This is a genomic window from Paraburkholderia caffeinilytica (assembly GCF_051027425.1).
In the GTDB taxonomy this organism is placed as follows: domain Bacteria; phylum Pseudomonadota; class Gammaproteobacteria; order Burkholderiales; family Burkholderiaceae; genus Paraburkholderia; species Paraburkholderia caffeinilytica_A.
This window is the reverse complement of the sequence record NZ_CP186553.1, coordinates 1,755,520-1,773,390: the sequence shown is the minus strand read 5'-3', so window position 1 is coordinate 1,773,390 and position 17,871 is coordinate 1,755,520. Positions and strand designations below refer to the sequence as shown.

The 17,871-nt window shown below is 60.2% G+C and carries 16 protein-coding genes; 2 read left to right on the top strand and 14 right to left on the bottom strand.

All coding sequences use genetic code 11. The features are described from left to right. Nucleotides 1-62 precede the first annotated feature (62 nt). Nucleotides 63-1,052 (bottom strand): LysR family transcriptional regulator, encoded by a 990-nt coding sequence (locus ACOSV0_RS28360; protein ID WP_434115745.1) that lies wholly within the window; start codon nucleotides 1,050-1,052, stop codon nucleotides 63-65. A gap of 273 nt (nucleotides 1,053-1,325) precedes the next feature. On the opposite strand from ACOSV0_RS28360, the gene ACOSV0_RS28355 reads away from it, so the two are divergent. Next, nucleotides 1,326-2,753: a PLP-dependent aminotransferase family protein gene (locus ACOSV0_RS28355; protein ID WP_434115743.1), complete on the top strand. Its 1,428-nt coding sequence runs from the start codon at nucleotides 1,326-1,328 to the stop codon at nucleotides 2,751-2,753. Nucleotides 2,754-2,831: 78 nt separating this feature from the next. On the opposite strand, the gene ACOSV0_RS28350 is transcribed toward ACOSV0_RS28355, so the two are convergent. The 11 genes from ACOSV0_RS28350 to ACOSV0_RS28300 form a co-directional block, all read right to left on the bottom strand. Further along, complete coding sequence (locus tag ACOSV0_RS28350) at nucleotides 2,832-3,089, bottom strand: MoaD/ThiS family protein (protein ID WP_434115741.1); 258 nt, start codon at nucleotides 3,087-3,089, stop codon at nucleotides 2,832-2,834. A gap of 55 nt (nucleotides 3,090-3,144) precedes the next feature. Beyond that, nucleotides 3,145-3,696, bottom strand: a complete 552-nt coding sequence (locus ACOSV0_RS28345) for a molybdenum cofactor biosynthesis protein MoaE (protein ID WP_434115739.1) — start codon at nucleotides 3,694-3,696, stop codon at nucleotides 3,145-3,147. Nucleotides 3,697-3,741: 45 nt separating this feature from the next. Next, a complete protein-coding gene (gene moaA / locus ACOSV0_RS28340) occupies nucleotides 3,742-4,845 on the bottom strand; it encodes a GTP 3',8-cyclase MoaA (RefSeq protein ID WP_434115737.1) in 1,104 nt (367 codons plus the stop codon). Between the two features lie 249 nt (nucleotides 4,846-5,094). Beyond that, a complete protein-coding gene (locus ACOSV0_RS28335) occupies nucleotides 5,095-6,006 on the bottom strand; it encodes a bestrophin family protein (protein WP_434115735.1) in 912 nt (303 codons plus the stop codon). Nucleotides 6,007-6,043: 37 nt separating this feature from the next. Continuing rightward, nucleotides 6,044-7,051, bottom strand: a complete 1,008-nt coding sequence (gene cydB, locus ACOSV0_RS28330; RefSeq protein WP_434115733.1) for a cytochrome d ubiquinol oxidase subunit II — start codon at nucleotides 7,049-7,051, stop codon at nucleotides 6,044-6,046. 4 nt (nucleotides 7,052-7,055) lie between these two features. Next, nucleotides 7,056-8,444: a cytochrome ubiquinol oxidase subunit I gene (locus ACOSV0_RS28325; protein ID WP_434115731.1), complete on the bottom strand. Its 1,389-nt coding sequence runs from the start codon at nucleotides 8,442-8,444 to the stop codon at nucleotides 7,056-7,058. A gap of 124 nt (nucleotides 8,445-8,568) precedes the next feature. After that, the gene (locus ACOSV0_RS28320) at nucleotides 8,569-10,851 is read right to left on the bottom strand and encodes an FdhF/YdeP family oxidoreductase (RefSeq protein ID WP_434115730.1); all 2,283 of its coding nucleotides are present in this window, start codon (nucleotides 10,849-10,851) and stop codon (nucleotides 8,569-8,571) included. 259 nt (nucleotides 10,852-11,110) lie between these two features. Then, complete coding sequence (locus ACOSV0_RS28315) at nucleotides 11,111-13,900, bottom strand: AAA family ATPase (RefSeq protein WP_434115728.1); 2,790 nt, start codon at nucleotides 13,898-13,900, stop codon at nucleotides 11,111-11,113. Nucleotides 13,901-14,350: 450 nt separating this feature from the next. Then, a complete protein-coding gene (locus ACOSV0_RS28310) occupies nucleotides 14,351-14,731 on the bottom strand; it encodes a TraR/DksA family transcriptional regulator (RefSeq protein WP_434115726.1) in 381 nt (126 codons plus the stop codon). A gap of 200 nt (nucleotides 14,732-14,931) precedes the next feature. Next, on the bottom strand, nucleotides 14,932-15,132 hold the full coding sequence (locus ACOSV0_RS28305; protein WP_434115724.1) for a hypothetical protein: 201 nt from the start codon (nucleotides 15,130-15,132) through the stop codon (nucleotides 14,932-14,934). A 28-nt stretch (nucleotides 15,133-15,160) separates the two neighbouring features. Beyond that, on the bottom strand, nucleotides 15,161-15,412 hold the full coding sequence (locus tag ACOSV0_RS28300; RefSeq protein WP_434115722.1) for a hypothetical protein: 252 nt from the start codon (nucleotides 15,410-15,412) through the stop codon (nucleotides 15,161-15,163). Between the two features lie 260 nt (nucleotides 15,413-15,672). Here ACOSV0_RS28300 and ACOSV0_RS28295 point away from each other — a divergent pair, with 260 nt between their 5' ends. Further along, on the top strand, nucleotides 15,673-15,999 hold the full coding sequence (locus tag ACOSV0_RS28295) for a DUF6566 family protein (protein ID WP_434115720.1): 327 nt from the start codon (nucleotides 15,673-15,675) through the stop codon (nucleotides 15,997-15,999). Nucleotides 16,000-16,082: 83 nt separating this feature from the next. Here the strand turns inward: ACOSV0_RS28295 and ACOSV0_RS28290 are convergent, their stop codons facing one another. Together ACOSV0_RS28290 and rhaS are read right to left on the bottom strand one after the other, a co-directional pair. Next, the gene (locus tag ACOSV0_RS28290) at nucleotides 16,083-16,442 is read right to left on the bottom strand and encodes a host attachment protein (protein ID WP_434115719.1); all 360 of its coding nucleotides are present in this window, start codon (nucleotides 16,440-16,442) and stop codon (nucleotides 16,083-16,085) included. A gap of 334 nt (nucleotides 16,443-16,776) precedes the next feature. Beyond that, the gene (rhaS, locus tag ACOSV0_RS28285; RefSeq protein WP_434115718.1) at nucleotides 16,777-17,784 is read right to left on the bottom strand and encodes a rhamnose ABC transporter substrate-binding protein; all 1,008 of its coding nucleotides are present in this window, start codon (nucleotides 17,782-17,784) and stop codon (nucleotides 16,777-16,779) included. Between the last annotated feature and the right edge of the window lie 87 nt (nucleotides 17,785-17,871).

The following is a 17,871-nucleotide window of genomic DNA, read 5'->3' as shown; positions in this document are numbered from 1 at the left end:
CGATTCCTGCTATCGGTTGCCGGGAGTTGCCAGATCTCCCGGCCTCAGCCATCGTTGCATATTCAGGCCCGCAACGATGGTGTTAGAAGCGCGGACACGTCATCGTCGGGAAGTACTTTGAAGCGGCTCGTCACTTCGCCGCAGTCGACGTGCACCCTTTCCAGGATTTCCGACGTGCACTTTCTCAACATCGTCACCATCATCCGTACCCGTGGCGGCACTGGACGTTGCGCCTGAATCAACAGATTCAGATCGAAGGGCAGCACCTCGAATTCCGGCAGTATGCGCACGAGCCTGCCCTCTGCAAGCGCATCGACGCATGCCGGCTCTTCCAGCACGCCGATGCCGGCACCCGAAAGGATCATTTCATACATGGGCCGCCAATGACTGGTCTTGATCGCGGTACGGATCGGCGCGCTCTCCACAACGGTCGCCATGTGCCTGAGCGGCAACTGGTCGGTGCCGAACATGCCCTGAACCCGGATGAACGAATGATTGACCAGTTCAGACGGCTCGGTGATCGGACCATGCTGACTCAGATAGCCTGGCGCGGCAACAAGAACGCGCCCAACCTGACCCAGTTGACGGGCAATGAATGCCCCTTCGCCAAGCTGCCCAAGACGAAACGAAATATCGACACCCTCCGTCACGAGGTCGACGACCCGGTCGTTCAGGACCAGCTCCAGATCCAGTTGCGGATAGGCTGCGCGCACCAGCGTCAACGCTTCCGGCACGACCGTCTCGCCAAAGCAATGAGGCGCCGCGATGCGAATCGTTCCCTTGAGATCCTGCCCGTCGTTCGACACTTCAGCAACCGCCTGCTCCACGGCGAGCAGAATCGCTTTGCTACGCTCGTAGAACGTAACGCCTTCGGGCGTGCAATTGAAAGCGCGTGCGCTACGGAGCAGGAGCCGGCAGCCGAGGTATTTCTCCAGCCGCTCGATGCGTTCGCTTGTGGCCGGCTGCCCCATATTGAGGTCCCGTGCCGCGCCGGAGATACTCTCTCGCTCAACCACCCTGACGTAAATCCGCATGGCTTCTAGCAGATTCATGGTGCCCAACCTCCCTGTATACCGATCTCGTGTCATTCGAACCAGTTTTTGCGCATCGGAAGACCCCTACGGGGCGACCTGGCAATGCGCATTCGATGGAGAACAGGTTAAGGCCGGGCCATCGGTCGCTGAGTGCACACATCGGGCCAACTTGAGTCAGTACAGTTCTGCTACGCTCCTTGCACCGGGCGGCGGCACGGCGAGGCGGGCGCGTGCCGCCCAGGGGAGAAGTCGATGCACCATGCCGCTGCGGAACGCTAAGGGAATCGTCCGATGAATCTCTACGAGAAACTGGCAGATGACATCGAGAAGCTGATCCGGCAAGGCGTGTACGGGCATGGCGAGCGCCTCCCCTCGGTACGGCAGACCAGCCAGCAGCATCGGCTCAGCGTGACGACGGTCATCCGCGCCTATCTGCTGCTCGAAAGCCGTGGCTTGCTGACGGCGAGGCCTCAGTCGGGCTATTTCGTCAACTTCCGGGGCGACGGGGGCGAACGGAAAGCGCTCGAACTCCGGCCATCCAAACCGATTCCGATTTCGTCGCCGGTCGACGTCAGCCGGCTGGTGCTGTCCACCTTGCGCTCGATCGGTGTCGACGACGCCGTGCCGCTTGGCTCGCCCTACCCCGACCCTGGCCTCTTTCCCTTCGAAAGGATCAACCGCTACGCTTACGACGCGGGACGCGGCAAAACGCGCTGGGGCGTGACCGACGCGCTGCCGCCCGGCAATGCGGCGCTTGTGCGGCAGATCGCGCGACGCTACCTCGAGAACGGCATGGCCGTCGATCCGAACGAGATCATCATCACGGTCGGCGCAACTGAGGCGATCAATCTGTGCCTGCAGGCGGTCGCGAAACCCGGCGACGTGATCGCGGTCGAGTCGCCGACGTTCTACGCGATGCTCCACGCGATCGAACGGATGGGCATGAAAGCGATCGAGGTGTCGACGCATCCGGAGCACGGCATCGATATTGAAGCGCTCGCCGCCATCGTAGAGTCGCAGACCGTCACGGCCTGCATGGTCATGCCGAACTTCCAGAATCCACTGGGCTTTCTGATGCCCGACGAGCGCAAGCGCGAACTCGTGGAGTTCCTGACGAAGCGGGACATTCCGGTCATCGAGAACGGGGTCTACAACGAGCTTCACTATGACAGCACGCACCCCAGTTCGTTGAAGTCCTTCGACACGAAGGGACTGGTGCTTCATTGCGGGTCGTTCTCGAAGACCCTCACGGCAGCCTACCGGATCGGTTGGGCGCTGCCGGGCCGATATCGCGATCAGGTGGAGAAACTCAAATTCCTGAATACGCTGACCTCGCCGTCGATTCCGCAAATGGCGATCGCGGAATTCCTCGAGCGCGATGGCTACGAGCATCACCTGCGAAGGGTGCGCCGAGCGTATGCGCAGCAGGCCAATCTGATGAAGGCGACCGTCTCGCGTTTCTTTCCCGAAGGCACGCGCATGTCCAACCCCGCGGGCGGATACGTGCTGTGGATCGAACTGCCGCCCAAGGTCGACGCCATGCGGCTCTATAACCTCGCGCTCGATCAAGGTATCACCATCGGACCGGGCTACATGTTCTCGGTCTCGGAGACGACTTATCGGAACTTCATCCGCCTCAATTACAGCAGCCCTTGGTCGAGCGAGATCGAACAGGCGGTGATTACCGTGGGCAAGCTCGTCGCGATGTGCGCTCGCTAGCGGCGTGCTGGTACGCCGGCCGCGGCCTTAGCGCGTGTGGGGCACGGGGCGCGGCTCGATCGGGATATCCAGTAGGCCTCAGCCCCCCGTGACCGGCGGAAAGAACGCGATTTCGCTGTCCTCGCGCACGACAAAGGTGTCGGCGACCATCTCTTGATTGACGGCGGTGCGAAGCGGCCGACCCGCACGCAGTGCCTCGGCCATCCGTTCGTCTCTCGCCGCCAGCCTGACGCGCAGGCAGTCAACGGGGAGCTCGGGTGCGTCGATGTGCACAATCTCCTGCGAGATGCCGAGTTGTTCACGAACGCTAGCAAAATATCTGATGGTGAGTTTCATTCGTCTGTTCCTGTTGCCGGCACGATGTGGGCACACGATCCGGGCGAACCGCGCATCAACCCCACCGCAGCATCGACTGTTCGTCGCGCGTCTTGGCCTCGACCCATCTGACTTCGCCGTCACGGCGGATCTCCTTCTTCCAGAGCGGTGCATGAGCTTTCAGGAAGTCCATCAGGAATTCGCAGGCATCGAATGCCGCCCTTCGATGCGGCGCGGCGACCACGACGAGCACCACCGCCTCGCCAAGCGCGACGCGGCCCACCCGATGCACGATCTTCACCGCCTCCAGGCGCCATCGTGCGATGGCTTCTTCGACGATGCTGCTGAACGACTGCTCCGTCATCCCCGGATAGTGTTCAAGCTCGAGTGCGACTACGTCGTCGAAATCGCCGCAATGACGCACCACGCCGAGGAAGTTTACGACGGCTCCCACGTTGGGATTGCGCGTGACCGGCATGATCTCCGACTGGATATCGATCGGCTGAAGCTGAACCCGCACTTCGAAGCCCGACGCGATGGACGCCTGAACAAGCGCTGGATCGCCTGCACGCTTGCCGGCATGCGCTACGTCAGGGTGTGCGCGATCACTGGGCGACGGTGTTGTCATGGCAGAACTCCGGTCTGTGTCGGCTTCGCAAGGACTCGCCAGGCATCACCCGCCGACCAGCGACATGCGGACGGTGGGATAGGCTTTGCCCGATCCTGGCTTGCGCGGCGTCGAGCGAAGCTCGGAGTAGCGATCGTCGCGTTGGATCCAACGGCTGCGGACAACTCCTGCCAGTTGCTCGACCGAAGCGGCCTCAGTGAGCCAAGGTCTGAGGTCCGTGCCATGTGTGGCGAAAAGACATGAATAAAGTTGACCGTCGGCCGATACGCGGGCGCGCGAACACGACCCGCAGAACGGCTGCGATACGCTCGCGATGAAGCCGACTTCGCCTGTGCCGTCGGCATGGCGATAGTTGACCGCGGTGCCCGTCTGTTCACGAACGACGACAGGCACAAGGGGAAACGCCGATTCGACCATGTCGCGCGTCTCGCGCGCCGTGATCACCTTCGTGTTCGACCAGCCGCCCGCGCCGCCAACGTCCATAAATTCGATGAAGCGCACCGCCACGCCAGTGCCCTTGAACTGCCGCACGAGCGGGAGGATCTGGCTATCGTTGACGCCTCGTTCGATCACCGCGTTGACCTTGATCGGCTCGAGTCCCACGGCGCGCGCCGCCTCGATCCCGTCCAGGATTCGCGACACGGGCATGTCGACGTCACTCATGCGGCGGAATACGGCATCGTCCACGGCGTCGAGGCTCACCGTCACGCGACCGAGGCCGGCATCGCGCAACGAACGCGCCTTGGCGGCAAGCAGGGAACCGTTTGTCGTCAGCGCGAGCTCCAGCGGTTTGCCGCTGGGTGTGGTCAGTTTCGCGAGCTGTTCGATCAGGGATTCGAGCCCACGCCGCAGGAGCGGCTCGCCGCCCGTGATGCGGATCTTCTCCACCCCGAGCAGCGTGAATGCTTTCGCGAGCTTGAGCATCTGTTCGAACGACAGGCGTTCCGAAGACGGCAGGAACCGGTAGTCCGCGCCGAAGGTCTCCCGCGGCATGCAATACGTACAGCGGAAATTGCATTGATCGATGACGGACAGGCGCAAATCCCGCAGCGGACGATGGAGCGTGTCGAGCGTGGTCGCGACGTCACCGGCGGATACGCCATGGCGGGATGCGGTGTCGGCGAGTATGGGCTGGTGGACGATATTCACGATCTATCCGAAGGTGGGCGACGTGCGGCGGCAAACGGAACAAGGGCGTGGCGGCAGTCGGACCGTCCGGCCGGGACAGCCGCTGGTCCGCCAATGACCTGCTGGCAGGATAGTGCGTCGGGCTCGTCCACGGGACGCACAGTCCGTGTCGAATTTCAGGAGTACAGTTCGTGCGCCCTATCGGGTGCGACGGTGAGTCTGACGCACGTCTTGCCGGGCAGACTCACCGGATGCGTGGAAGAACACGCACTAAGTCAGCTGGTACGCGCGCACCGGCACGACCTCCTCGGGAAGTTCGCAGCCACACAGTTCGAGAATCGATCGTTCGATGTTGCGGGTCATGGCGTCGAGCGCCAGCGCATTCGGCGCGGTGGTAAACGGCTCGGCGACTTCGCTCGCAATCGCTTCGAGCGCAATGAGCGTATAGGAAATGAAAACGCAAAGAAGCGGCGTGAAGAACTCCGTCGAATCGACCAGACCGAACGGCAGCAAAACGCAATAGGCGTAGACGGTGCGGTGCAGCAAGACACTGTAGGCAAACGGAATGGGCGTCGATGCGATCCGTTCGCAGCCGCCCACGGTTCTTCCCAATTCGTTGATCTGCGCATCCAGCATCCAGAGTTGGGTATCCGACATCAAGCCCCGAACCTGCAGATCGGCAAAATCGCGCCGAAGCTCATTGAGCAGCGCAGTCGGTTTGTAGCAGGTGTGCTGCAACGCCTCCGTGCGCGTGCGTCCAAGAAAGCGAACGAGATCGGAAGTCGGGTCGGTCCCACGCAGTTGATGCTTCAACGCGTACACCGCGGCAATCAGCGTATGGGCGATTTGAACGTTATGATCGCCCCGCGGGACGTAACACAGCATCTGTGAAGTCAGCGCGCGCGCCGAGATCAGGATGCTGCCCCAGAGATGGCGCGCCTCGTTGAAGCGCTCGTAACTTGCGTTGTTGCGAAACGCAAGGAAGATCGCAAGCGCCAGGCCGAACAATGTAAACGGCGCCGTATTGAGCGGGATCTTCTCGCCGAAAATGCGGCCTTGCGTCACCACAGCGAGACTGCTGACAGCCGCCATGAAAACCAGCTGCGGAATAATCGACTGCAACACGGAACCGTTCCAGATAAACAGCAGCCGGAACCAGTTCTGCCCTGGCCTCACAATCATAATGTGCTCTTTTAATGGTCTGACTGCGCCGTCACCCTCAGTGGTAACCGGCGTCCCCTTCCCGCACCTTGCCCCGGAACACGCGATACTGCATGACGTTGTAGACAAGGATGACCGGCAGCACGATCACCGTGCCGACCAGCGCGAACAACTGGCTCGAGTGGCTCGACGAGGCTTCCCAGATCGTCAGCGACGGCGGAACGATGTTCGGCCAGATGCTGATGAGCAAGCCGCTATAGCCGAGAAAGCACAGCGCGAGCGTGAGCAGGAACGGCGTCGCCTCGTGCTTCTGGCGAAGCGAACGGAAAACGCCCCACACGCATGCGACGACAAGAATCGGCACCGGCAGGAACCAGCCGAGATTGCCGCTTCCGAACCAGCGATGCGCAACCGCCGGCAAGCCGATTACCGTCCATAGACTCACGACAACCATCACGCCGAGCAGAATACCCACGAGCGGCCGCATTACCTCGCGCATCTTGTGCTGTAAATCCCCATCCGTCTTCAGGACCAGCCAGCCGCAACCGAGCGTCGCATACGTGGTAAGCACGCCGATTCCGCAGAACAGGCTGAACGGCGACAGCCAATCGAACGGGCCGCCGGCGAAGCGGCCGTCGACGATCTTGATGCCTTGCAGCAGCGACCCCAGCACAATGCCCTGACAGAGCCCCGCGAGCGCGGAACCGCCAATGAAGGCGAGATCCCACGCGTGCTGGGTCCTGACGGCCTTGGCACGCAGTTCGAAGGCCGCCCCGCGGAAGATCAGGCCCACCACCATCAGGATCAACGGCATATAGTTCGCCGGCAGCAACGTCGAATAGACCACCGGGAACGCCCCGTAAAGCCCGGCGCCGCCGAGCACGAGGAACGTCTCGTTACCGTCCCAGACCGGCGCGATCGTGTTGAGCATCACTTGCCGCTCGCCTTTCCCTTCGAAGAATGGAAACAGCAGGCCGATGCCCAGATCGAAGCCGTCAAGCATCACGTAGATGAAAACGCCGAGTCCGATGATCGCGGCCCACACAACAGGAAGATCGATTTGCATGATGTCACTCCCCTTCCAGTGCGTCCAACGGGCGATTACGCAAGACCGGATGCCGGCGGGATTCGCGACGCTCGACGTGCTCCTCAGGTCCGCGCTTCATCATCTTCATCATGTAGTAGAAACCCATGCCGAACACCAGGAAATACACCAGCACGAAGATCAGCAAGGACACGCCGACTTGCTGGGAACTGACCGGCGAGACGGAGTCCGCTGTACGCAGAACGCCGTAGACCGTCCAGGGTTGACGACCGACCTCGGTCGTTACCCACCCCGCCAACAACGCGACGATTCCGGAAGGCCCCATGCACAGAACAAAACCCTGATACCAGCGTGTCTCGTAGAGTCGGCCACGCAATCTGAGCAGCAAGCCAAGCAGTGCCGTCAACAGCATCAGCATGCCGAGCCCCGCCATGATCCGGAAAGTCCAGAACACGATCGGCGAATACGGTCGGTCCTCCGGCGGAAACTCTTTCAGGCCGCGAATCTCACCATCCCAACTGTGCGTCAGGATCAGGCTGCCCAGATGCGGTATCTGGATCGCGTATCGCGTCACTTCCGCATCCATGTCGGGCAGGCCGACCAGGTTGAGCGCGGTGCCGCCGTGCTCGGTTTCCCACAGGCCTTCGATTGCCGCGATCTTGGCCGGTTGATACTTGCGCGTATTGAGTCCGTGCGCATCGCCGACGAAAATCTGTATCGGCGTCAGGAACAGCAGAATCCACAGCGCCATCGAAAAACTACGCGTGACGGGTTTGTCGCGCCGGCCCTGCAGCAGATGCCACGCACCGCACGCAGCAACGATGAAGCCCGCGACAATGAACGCGGCAATCGTCATATGCGCGAGACGATACGGAAACGACGGGTTGAAAATCACTTTCATCCAGTCGACCGGCACGATCCGGCCATGCTCGATGGCGAATCCCTGCGGCGTCTGCATGAAACTATTCGACGCAAGAATCCAGAACGTGGAAATGAGCGTGCCCACCGCAACCATCAGCGTGGCGAAGAAGTGCGCGCGTGGACTGACGCGTTGCCAGCCAAACAGCATGACGCCGAGAAAGCCGGCCTCCAGAAAGAACGCCGTCAGCACTTCATAGGTCAGAAGCGGCCCCGTGACGTTGCCCGCCACGCTGGAAAATCCGCTCCAGTTGGTGCCGAACTCATAGGCCATCACCACGCCCGAGACCACCCCCATTCCAAAGCCGACCGCGAAGATCTTCGACCAGAACTGGAACATGTCCTTGTAGGCAACGTCGCCGGTAAGCAGCCAGCGCCATTCCAGCACGGCAAGGAAACTCGCCATGCCGATACTGATCGCGGGGAAAATAATATGAAACGAAACCGTAAACGCAAACTGCAACCTGGCAAGGTGGAATGCATCGAAGATTTCCATGATTGATCAATGGCTCCAGGTGATATCGGCGTTTGCGTAAAAACGGCATTCACGCCCGGCATCCTGCTGGTCGATCAACCGAACGCGCACGTCCGGTTGATCGACCCATCAAGTTCGCTTCAAATCAGGCTTCTGCCGAACGCACGACATGAACCGGAACAGACTTGTATGAAGGTGTGCCGCTCTCCTTGTCGATGAAGTCGAGTGGCACCAGCACGTTGGCTTCCGGATAATACGCCGCCACCGAGCCCGGCGCGATGTTGTAAGCGATCGCGGTGATCTTCTTCAAGCTACGCTGCCTGCCCGCTGAAATCGTTTCGATATCGACCAGATCGCCATGCTCGAGTCCACGTGTGGCAAGGTCGTCTTCGTTCATAAATAGCACGTCACGCCGGCCGAACACACCACGGTAACGGTCGTCCATGGCATAGATGGTAGTGTTGTACTGGTCATGGCTGCGGATCGTGATGAGTCGCAGCACATTCTCAGCGCCGAGCACGTCAGCGTCTTCCTTCACGCCACCGTACACCGAGAACATTGCCTTGCCTGACGGCGTGGGCCACACGCGTTCGGTCGGGGGAAGCGGCATACGGAATCCTCCAGGCACCCTGATTCGGGCATTGAATGCCTCGAATCCTGGCACAGTTTGTTCGATCAGGTCCCGAATCTTGTCGTAATCGGCAATGAGTTCCTTCCATGCTACCTTGCTGTTTGGCAACGTTGCGCTCGCGATACCGGCGACGATCGCAGGCTCGGATAGCAAGTGCTCGGACGCGGGTGTCAGCTTGCCGGAAGAAGCGTGAACCATCGACATGGAATCCTCGACCGTAATGGATTGCCGGCCGGTCGCCTGGATATCCAGCTCCGTGCGTCCCACAACTGGCAGCACGTACGTTTCTTTTGCTACCAGCAGGTGCGAACGATTGAGCTTGGTACCGAGGTGGACGCTCAAATCGAGCTTGCCCATTGCCGGAAAGCACTGCTCGGAATCAGGTAACGCAACAGCGAAGTTGCCGCCGAGGCAAATCAGCGCCTTGGCCGTACCGGCGATCATCGCCTGCATCGCCTGGACGGCGTCGTGTCCGTGCGCCGCGGGCGGCTTGAAGCCGAATACATCTTCGATCTGCTTGAGGAAGGTGGCAGACGGCTTTTCGGTGATGCCGACCGTGCGGTTCCCCTGCACGTTGGAATGCCCGCGCAAAGGACAGATGCCTGCACCGGGCTTGCCGATGTTGCCGCGCAATAGCAACAGATCCGCAATCAGACGGACATTGGCGGTGCCTTTGTTATGTTGGGTAATGCCCATGCCATACGTGACAATCGTCGCATTCGATTTGGCATAGGCAATCGCCACCTCCTCGATATCCTCACGCGTGAGTCCGCTGGCCTTTTCGATATCGTCCCATGACGTCGCTTCCAGATCGGCAGCAAACGCCTCGAACCCCTGGGTATGCGTTGCAATGAACTCGTGGTCCAGCACCGTGTTGCCCTGCTCCGCGTCCATCTGCAGGAGCGCCTTCATGATGCCCTTGAGGGCCGCGGCGTCTCCACCGGCGTCGAGCTGAAAATAGGTCGACGCGATTCGGGTCGACGCGAAGGTCGCCATTTCGAAAACGCTCTGCGGATCGGCGAAGCGCTCCAGCGCGCGCTCGCGCAACGGATTGAACACGATGATCGGCACGTTGCGCCGCGAGCATTCATGGAGCGTCCCCATCATGCGGGGGTGATTCGTGCCGGGGTTGTGGCCGATCGAGAGGATGAGCTCGGTCTTGTCGAAATCATCCAGCGATACCGTGCCTTTGCCGATCCCGATCGACTGGGGCAAGCCCACGCTGGTCGGCTCGTGGCACATGTTTGAACAATCCGGGAAATTGTTGGTGCCATATTCCCGCGCGAGCAACTGAAAGAGATAGGCGGCCTCGTTCGACGCTCTGCCTGAGGTATAAAACTCGGCCTCGTCGGGCGAGGACAATCCACGCAGCACTTCACCGATGCGAGCAAACGCATCCTCCCATTCGACCGCCCGGAATTTGTCTGTGGCACGATCGTAGACGAGCGGATGTGTCAGCCGGCCGAGATCTTCCAGTTCGTAATCCGTCCGCTGCAGCAGCGACGACACCGTGTTGTTCTCGAAAAACTCCGGCGTCACGCGCTTGGTGGTCGCTTCCCATGTGACCGCTTTGGCGCCGTTCTCGCAGAACTGGAACGTGGACTTGTGCTCCTTGTCCGGCCAGGCGCAACCGGGACAATCGAAACCGTCGGGCTGATTGGTCCGCATCAACGTAATCGGCGCCTCGATGCTTTCCATTTGAGTTCGGACGGCTTGAGCTGTCGCCCGGAGCGCTCCCCACCCGCCGGCGGGTCCGTCATACGGTCGGATTCCAGGCACTTCGCGTCGTGTGGTCATTTCAAACTCCATGGCCTTGATTAGGATGCCTGATGGCTATCCGGATTGAGGTTCCGCCGCACCACCGCATAATTACGGCATAAAACGTGGATACGGTTTCAGTCTAACTGGGTTGAAGCATCGCGAAAGGTACAGATCGGCCAATCGCGGACGTGCACAGTACACACAGTACGCAAAGTACAAGCACGATCACAGCGCCTGTATCGCCCAGACCGGGAGCCCGCGCACCGTCGCGGCGTCTCCCAGCTGGTTACACACCTCATTCCTTCGAATGAGCGCTTTCCGTTGGCTCTGGGCTGCTGACCTCTTTGGACGGTTTCTTCTTCGCACGTCCGTTGCCGGCCTTCGCGCCCGTCGCCTTAGGCGTAGGCGGCGCCTCGCTCCTGCTGAACTTCACTTCGCCGCTGTCCTTGTCATAACTGACCTCGACGCTGTCGCCCGACTTCAAGGCGTCGCTGAGAATCTCCTTCGCAAGCCGCGTTTCCAGTTCCTGGCGAATCTGGCGCTTCAACTCGCGTGCGCCGAACTCCGGACGATACCCGGCATCGGCGAGATGATCGACAACCGATTCGTCGATCTTGAGGGTAATGTCCTGCGCGGAGGCAGTGCGCACGACCCGTTCGAGCTGGATTTGCACGATCGAGCGGATGTTGTCGCGCGAGAGCCCGTGGAAGACGATGATCTCGTCGATCCGGTTCAGGAACTCGGGCCGGAAATGCCCCTTGAGCACGCCCATCAACTCCTCGCGGATGGCTTTCTCGGCTAGCCGATCCGCCTCGGGTTTTTCGAGGTTGTCCATGATGATCGACGCGCCGAGATTGCTCGTCGCAATGATGATCGTGTTGCTGAAGTCCACCACGCGGCCCTTGCCGTCGGTTAGCCGCCCGTCGTCGAACACCTGCAGCAGCACGTTGTACACGTCGGGGTGCGCCTTCTCGATCTCGTCAAGCAGGATCACGCTGTAAGGGCGCCGCCGCACGCGCTCGGTCAGTTGGCCGCCCTCGTCGTAACCGACGTAGCCCGGAGGAGCGCCGATCAACCGCGCGACCGCGTGACGCTCCATATACTCGGACATGTCGATGCGAACGACCGCCGACTCGTCGCCGAACACCGTTTCTGCCAGCGCCTTCGCAAGTTCGGTCTTGCCGACGCCCGTGGGTCCGAGGAACAGGAACGTCGCGATCGGCCGGTTCGTCTGGCCGAGTCCGGCACGCGACAGGCGCACGGCATCGCTCACGGCAACCACCGCGTCGTCCTGGCCAACCACGCGTTCGCGCAGCTTCTTCTCCATCTCCAGCAGTTTCTGGCGCTCTTCCTGCGTGAGCTCCGTGACTGGAATGCCGGTAAGACGCGACACCACTTCGGCGATTGACTGCACGGTCACTTCGAGCGTCTCCGAGCCGGTCTTGCGCTGCCATGCTTCCATCTGCTCGTCGAGTTTCGCCTGCTTTTCGCCGATACTGGCCTCGAAAGCCTTCGCTTCATCGAAACGCTTGCGCGAGGACGCATAATCCTGCTCGCGCTTCATCTGGGCGATTTCGGCTTCGAGTTCCTGGATGGCCGCAGGCCGCGAAGTCGCGCCGATGCGCACGCGTGCCGCCGCCTGGTCGATCAGGTCGATGGCCTTGTCGGGCAAAAAGCGCGACGTAATGTAGCGATCCGATAGTTCGGCTGCCGCGACGAACGCATCGTCGGCGAAAGTCACCTGATGGTGCGCCTCGAGCTTGTCGCGCAGGCCACGCAGAATGACGATGGTCTGCTCGACCGTCGGTTCCGGCACCAACACCGGCTGGAAGCGCCGCTCGAGCGCTGCATCCTTTTCGATGTACTTCTGGTACTCGTTGAGTGTCGTGGCGCCAATCAGACTGAGTTCGCCGCGTGCGAGCGCGGGCTTGAGCACGTTCGCGATATCGAGGCCGCCTTCTCCACCGCCTTGTCCGGCGCCCACGATCGTGTGCAGTTCGTCGATGAACAGAATCAGCTCGTCCTGCTTCGCCGTGACCTCATCGATCAACTGCTTGGCGCGCTCCTCGAATTCGCCGCGATATTTCGCGCCTGCCACCATCGAGTTGATGTTGACCTCGACGAGCCGCTTGCCGCGCAGCACTTCAGGCACGTCGCCGTTGATGATGCGCTGTGCCAGCCCTTCGACGATCGCCGTCTTGCCGACACCCGGTTCGCCGATCAGCACCGGATTGTTCTTCTTGCGGCGCGCGAGCACCTCGATCGTGCTCTCGATTTCCTGCGCGCGGCCGAGCACCGGGTCGAGCTTGCCTTGACGCGCCATGGCCGTGAGGTCGCGCCCGAACTTGTCGAGCGTGGGCGTGCCGGTTGGCGTGTCGACGCGACCGTCCTCCGCCCCTTTACCGACCACTTTCACGACTTTCTGCCGCAACGCTTCCGGCGTTACGCCATATTTTTTCAGCAGTGTGCCCGCGATACTGTCCGGCACGGCGGCGAGCCCAATGAGCAGATGTTCCGGACCGACATAGGAATGCCCCAGATCGCGCGACGCCTGAAACGCATATTGGAACGCCTTCTTCAGACGAGGCGACACAGTCATCTTGTCGACCTGCGAGTCGGGATCGCCCTTTCCTTTCTGTGCATGCTGATCGATGTAAGCCTTGATGTCCTGCGGCGAGAGCTTGAGTTCCTTCAGCAACGCCGCACACACGTCAGTGTCCGCGAGCACGTACAGCAGGTGCTCGGTGTCGAGTTCGTTACGGCCAAGCTCGTGGGCCTTTTCCGCGGCCCGCTGCAACAATTCGAGTGTCTGCTCGCTGAAAGCGTCGGTGGCATCGACCGATTCACGCGGCACTTCGGCGTATCCCGCGTCGTCGTCCTCGTCCCCTCCCTCCATACCGCCGAAGAAACGCGACAGGCCGCCGCCCCCCAGCAGTGAATCGAATGGGTTCTGCATGCTTTGATGTCGCATTAATTGCCGATAGTCGTAGTCGCAGATCGATAAGGATTTCCGCTCCCCGTTTTGCACAACGGTTACACGGGCGACAGCGGGACGGGCATTACAGATTTCGCAGAGGGCTGGCATCGGGAGTCACCTTTTCGGTTAAGGCATCCGGCTACGTAAAAGGTTATGGCACGCGGTCATATGAGTGGCGAAGGCTTGACGGGCTTCGCCAACATGTCAACTTGAGTCGCTGTTCATGATCCCTTTGCCTGGCTCAATAGCCGGGGACCCGTGATAGCGATGGCTCATCGAGCTCGACTCAAGCGTCGGTGCAGAGCAGCTGTTCGTGCTCGGCGAGCACTGTCTGAACAATACGGATCGGTTACAACGTTAAGAGCAATATGATTAGCATAACGAAGCCCTGAATCCACCATTGGATTCTATGAGGGGCCCGTGAATAATGGAACATTGGTTTTTCCGATGATAGGCATTGGCGCAATCTGCCAGCGACGCTTCATGGAACGGGATTTCGCGGCCCGGCTTGTGGACCGCATCAGACTTTTTCTGACATCACAGCGACTTAAAACGCCATCATTTGCCGGTCTCGCGACGGCTCTGCTCTTCAACAGTCAGGATCGCTTCCGGGGCGACTTCGAGCCGGGCTTTCGGTATCGGGTCACCACTCGCATCGGAGAGACCGTAGGTCCCCTCGTCGATCTTCTGCAGCGCGCGCTCGATATCGCTGATGCGCTGGTCGTTCACGTCGTGCAGCGCCTGGTGGACCTCGTTCTGCGCCATGCCCTGCGCCTCGTCCTCGAACTCCTGCGCTTCGTCGCCGTGCTGCTCCTCGGCCGTTCGCTCGTCCGCGATTGTGTTCTCCTCTCCACCCAACAGTTCCTGGCGTAGCGCGAGGAGGCGCTTGCGCTGTTGCGCAATGAACTCGTCACTCAACGTGCCCTGCTGCTCCGACATGGTTCTCTCCCTCGCCCTTTATCAGGCGACAGCGCGCTTTCAGCCAGCCTAAGGCAAGAATAGTACTAATTTGTAGCGATCAAAGCGCTATCTCGATCGATACAGGGAAGCGCCCGACTGGCAGGCTAGTGGATTCCCGAATCGGCACTCCACTGATTGGCATCTGCGCTGTCCCGCCCATTCCCTGCTCGATTGGACGGTCACGCGCCCAGCTCCTGAAACGCATGGCCGTTCGCCTCGAGCCCCTTCAGAATGTCCGGCGCCAACTCGCTTTGCCACACGTGTCCATTGAGTTGCCAGTCACTTGTGTCGACGAGGTCGGGGAGGCCCGCTCCCGCGCGCACATAGAGGCCGAGTGTCGGTTTCTTCAGGTTGATGTAGAAATCGAATTCCTGCTGCATGGCAACACCTCATGCGAGATACCGGGAGTCAACTATCGTCGACGTTGTCCGCATAATGGTCGATAGCGACTTTGCATTCGTCCACAACGACCTGAAGGAAAGCGGGCTCATTTCTTTCAACCCATCGTTCCACATGGAGAAAGCGTGCCGTTCCCAGATCGGCAATGCGCTCCTGGTCCGAGGTTGTGACATCGACCGTGACGATCCCCCGGTTACCCCGCAGAGGTGAGATCGTTGCGGCGATCAGGAACCGCCGATATGAAAGTTCATTCTGTGCCATGAAATCTCCCGCCAACCGGTCAACATAAAAGTTTGAGACTCACCGTTCCTTTGTAGTCGAAGTCTATGAGCAAGTCAGGTCCAGGTGAACATGGATTTCTCCGATGCTAGATATTGGTGAAATACGCCTACCGGTTTGTCATTTAACGGCAATATGCGCGTGCCGAACCGCCGGGGTTACGGCATGATGGCGTCTGCAGAGATGCACGCAGGCTGCATGGCGGGCGGATATCAATCGTGAACGCTGCGAAGGAGAAAACGATGCCAGACTCCACCGGTTCTTACACCGTTCCTTACGGCGAATTCGAGATCACCGTGCGCCCGGAGCGCAACACGCTCGGCGCCTGGATCGCCAGCGTGAGTGTGAGTCACGGCGCGCGAACAGTCATCGATATTCGCCCGAAAACCGTTCAACCCGAGTGGCTAACCGAAGAAGAGGCGACAAGAGACGGGGTCGAATGGGGACGCCGGTTCATCGATCGCGAGTTCAACACGCCGCCGGGGCGTTCCTGGGTCGCTGAGCGCTCTCATGCGGAAACCTGGTTCCGCGATACCGAGGAATCGGGTGGCTCGGAAACCAGCGTGTAGGGCACACATAAGCCTCCCAAGGCCACGATTCGTGGCCAGGTCGACATCGCTGTGTGAATGCTTACGACACCCAGGCTGATCTATCAGTGTCGCCGCAGGCGCGCTTCGATTTCCCGGGCATTGAGCGTCGACAGATCTTCGCTGGTCTGGTCGAATATCAGTCGACGGGTTTCCTCGCTGAGATCCGCTTTGACCATGCCGAGAAATTTTGGCTCGATGGCGAGTCTCAGCCGATTGTAGAGTTGATGAAGCCGGCCGGCCTCCAGATGCTGGGCAACGCGCTTTGCGAATTTTTCGCGGTCCTTTTCGGTCAGCATCGTGCCGGTATATTCAGTGTTGATGAGACTTTCTTTTTCTAGCAAGTCGAGCGTGAGTCCCGGCGTCTGGAAAACACGTGCACGGCCTGCGTCAGCCACAACAAGCCACGTCATTCCGATCATCATGCACCTCCAAGCAAGGATGTGTCTGCGTATACGGCATCCGTTCCGACTGCTCGCTTTTTCCTCGCCGAAAACGGCGACCATCAACTGTCGACGTCGATGATCACCCGCTGTTCGAGCGACGCTCACCCAAGGGATAGCAGTTCGGGCTCGCCACGCCCACGGTCGATATACCGACTCATAGTATAGGTCTTAAAGTTCACGCCGAAGCCTCCAGCGCGTACTCGCGGCGGCTTCCGGTTTGCCGGCCGGCATGCATATCCCGTACCTGAATTTCGGTTTACCCGGATCGATCAGGTTGGAAGCGCGGCAGTCAATGCCGCGCTCGGCTCGCTGGCTAGAAATTGAAGTTGTCGATATTGCTCGCATCGAACGTGGTCGGCGGTCCGAGAATGATTTCGCCTTGCGGTCCGATCGTGCGCTTGCCGAGCTTACCGGCATCGAACGATTCGCCTTCCTTGCCGGCAATCGTCCCCGAGGAGAGCGCCGCTGCCGCATAAGCCGCCAGATAGCCGAGCTGATTCGGGTCCCACAACTGGAACGCCTTGACGGTTCCGTTCTTGACGAACGCGCGCATCTGGTTCGGCGTGCCCAACCCGGTCACCTGCACCTTGCCCTTGCTCGACGACGACGAGATATAGCGCGCCGCCGCCGCAATGCCCACGGTGGTCGGCGCGACGATCGCCTTCAGATTCGGATACGCCTGCAGCAAGCCTTGCGTTTCGACGAACGACTTCTGGTCGTCGTCGTTACCGTAGGCAATCTTCACGAGCTTGATCTTCGAGTATTCGGGCTTTTTCAACTCCTCCTGCATCCACTTGATCCATGTATTCTGATTGGTCGCATTAGGCGTGGCCGACAGCACGGCAAACTCGCCCTCCCCGCCCATCAGTTTCGCGACCAGATGGATCTGTCCCCGTCCGATGCCTTCCGCGTTCGCCTGGTTGACGAAAAGCTGACGGCCTTCAGGCGCCGTGTCCGAATCGAAAGTCACGACCTTGATGCCTTGCGACATCGCTTTCTTCAGATACGGCACGACCGCGTTCGCGTCGTTGGCCGCGATCACGATCGCGTCCTGCCGCTGCGTAATCAACGTATTGATGTATTGCACTTGCGACGATGCGCCCGCATCCGACGGCCCCACGACCTTGCCCACACCGTTGAATTCCTTGATCGCGGCCATGCCGCCGTCGTCGGCAATCACTTCATAGGGGTTGTTGATCTGCTTCGGCACGAAAGCAATCTTCAGACCGCTTTTCAGGCCGGCCGCGGACGCAGCGCAACTGATCGCGACCAGGGCGATGCACAGCGCTGTCTTGCCGGTGTGGCGTAGAGGATTGAACATGAGGCGTCTCCTGCTTTGTTGTTGGACGACATGCTGTCCGGGTTGTCGGTATTTGGTATTGGGTATTTCTTGTGAAGCCGGTTTTAA

Bases quoted from the DNA above. Each gene is read 5' to 3' on its own strand.
- ACOSV0_RS28360 (WP_434115745.1), bottom strand. From the start codon at position 1,052: ATGAATCTGCTAGAAGCCATGCGGATTTACGTCAGGGTGGTTGAGCGA.
- ACOSV0_RS28355 (WP_434115743.1), top strand. From the start codon at position 1,326: ATGAATCTCTACGAGAAACTGGCAGATGACATCGAGAAGCTGATCCGG.
- ACOSV0_RS28350 (WP_434115741.1), bottom strand. From the start codon at position 3,089: ATGAAACTCACCATCAGATATTTTGCTAGCGTTCGTGAACAACTCGGC.
- ACOSV0_RS28345 (WP_434115739.1), bottom strand. From the start codon at position 3,696: ATGACAACACCGTCGCCCAGTGATCGCGCACACCCTGACGTAGCGCAT.
- ACOSV0_RS28335 (WP_434115735.1), bottom strand. From the start codon at position 6,006: ATGATTGTGAGGCCAGGGCAGAACTGGTTCCGGCTGCTGTTTATCTGG.
- cydB (WP_434115733.1), bottom strand. From the start codon at position 7,051: ATGCAAATCGATCTTCCTGTTGTGTGGGCCGCGATCATCGGACTCGGC.
- ACOSV0_RS28325 (WP_434115731.1), bottom strand. From the start codon at position 8,444: ATGGAAATCTTCGATGCATTCCACCTTGCCAGGTTGCAGTTTGCGTTT.
- ACOSV0_RS28320 (WP_434115730.1), bottom strand. From the start codon at position 10,851: ATGACCACACGACGCGAAGTGCCTGGAATCCGACCGTATGACGGACCC.
- ACOSV0_RS28315 (WP_434115728.1), bottom strand. From the start codon at position 13,900: ATGCCAGCCCTCTGCGAAATCTGTAATGCCCGTCCCGCTGTCGCCCGT.
- ACOSV0_RS28310 (WP_434115726.1), bottom strand. From the start codon at position 14,731: ATGTCGGAGCAGCAGGGCACGTTGAGTGACGAGTTCATTGCGCAACAG.
- ACOSV0_RS28305 (WP_434115724.1), bottom strand. From the start codon at position 15,132: ATGCAGCAGGAATTCGATTTCTACATCAACCTGAAGAAACCGACACTC.
- ACOSV0_RS28300 (WP_434115722.1), bottom strand. From the start codon at position 15,412: ATGGCACAGAATGAACTTTCATATCGGCGGTTCCTGATCGCCGCAACG.
- ACOSV0_RS28295 (WP_434115720.1), top strand. From the start codon at position 15,673: ATGCCAGACTCCACCGGTTCTTACACCGTTCCTTACGGCGAATTCGAG.
- ACOSV0_RS28290 (WP_434115719.1), bottom strand. From the start codon at position 16,442: ATGATGATCGGAATGACGTGGCTTGTTGTGGCTGACGCAGGCCGTGCA.
- rhaS (WP_434115718.1), bottom strand. From the start codon at position 17,784: ATGTTCAATCCTCTACGCCACACCGGCAAGACAGCGCTGTGCATCGCC.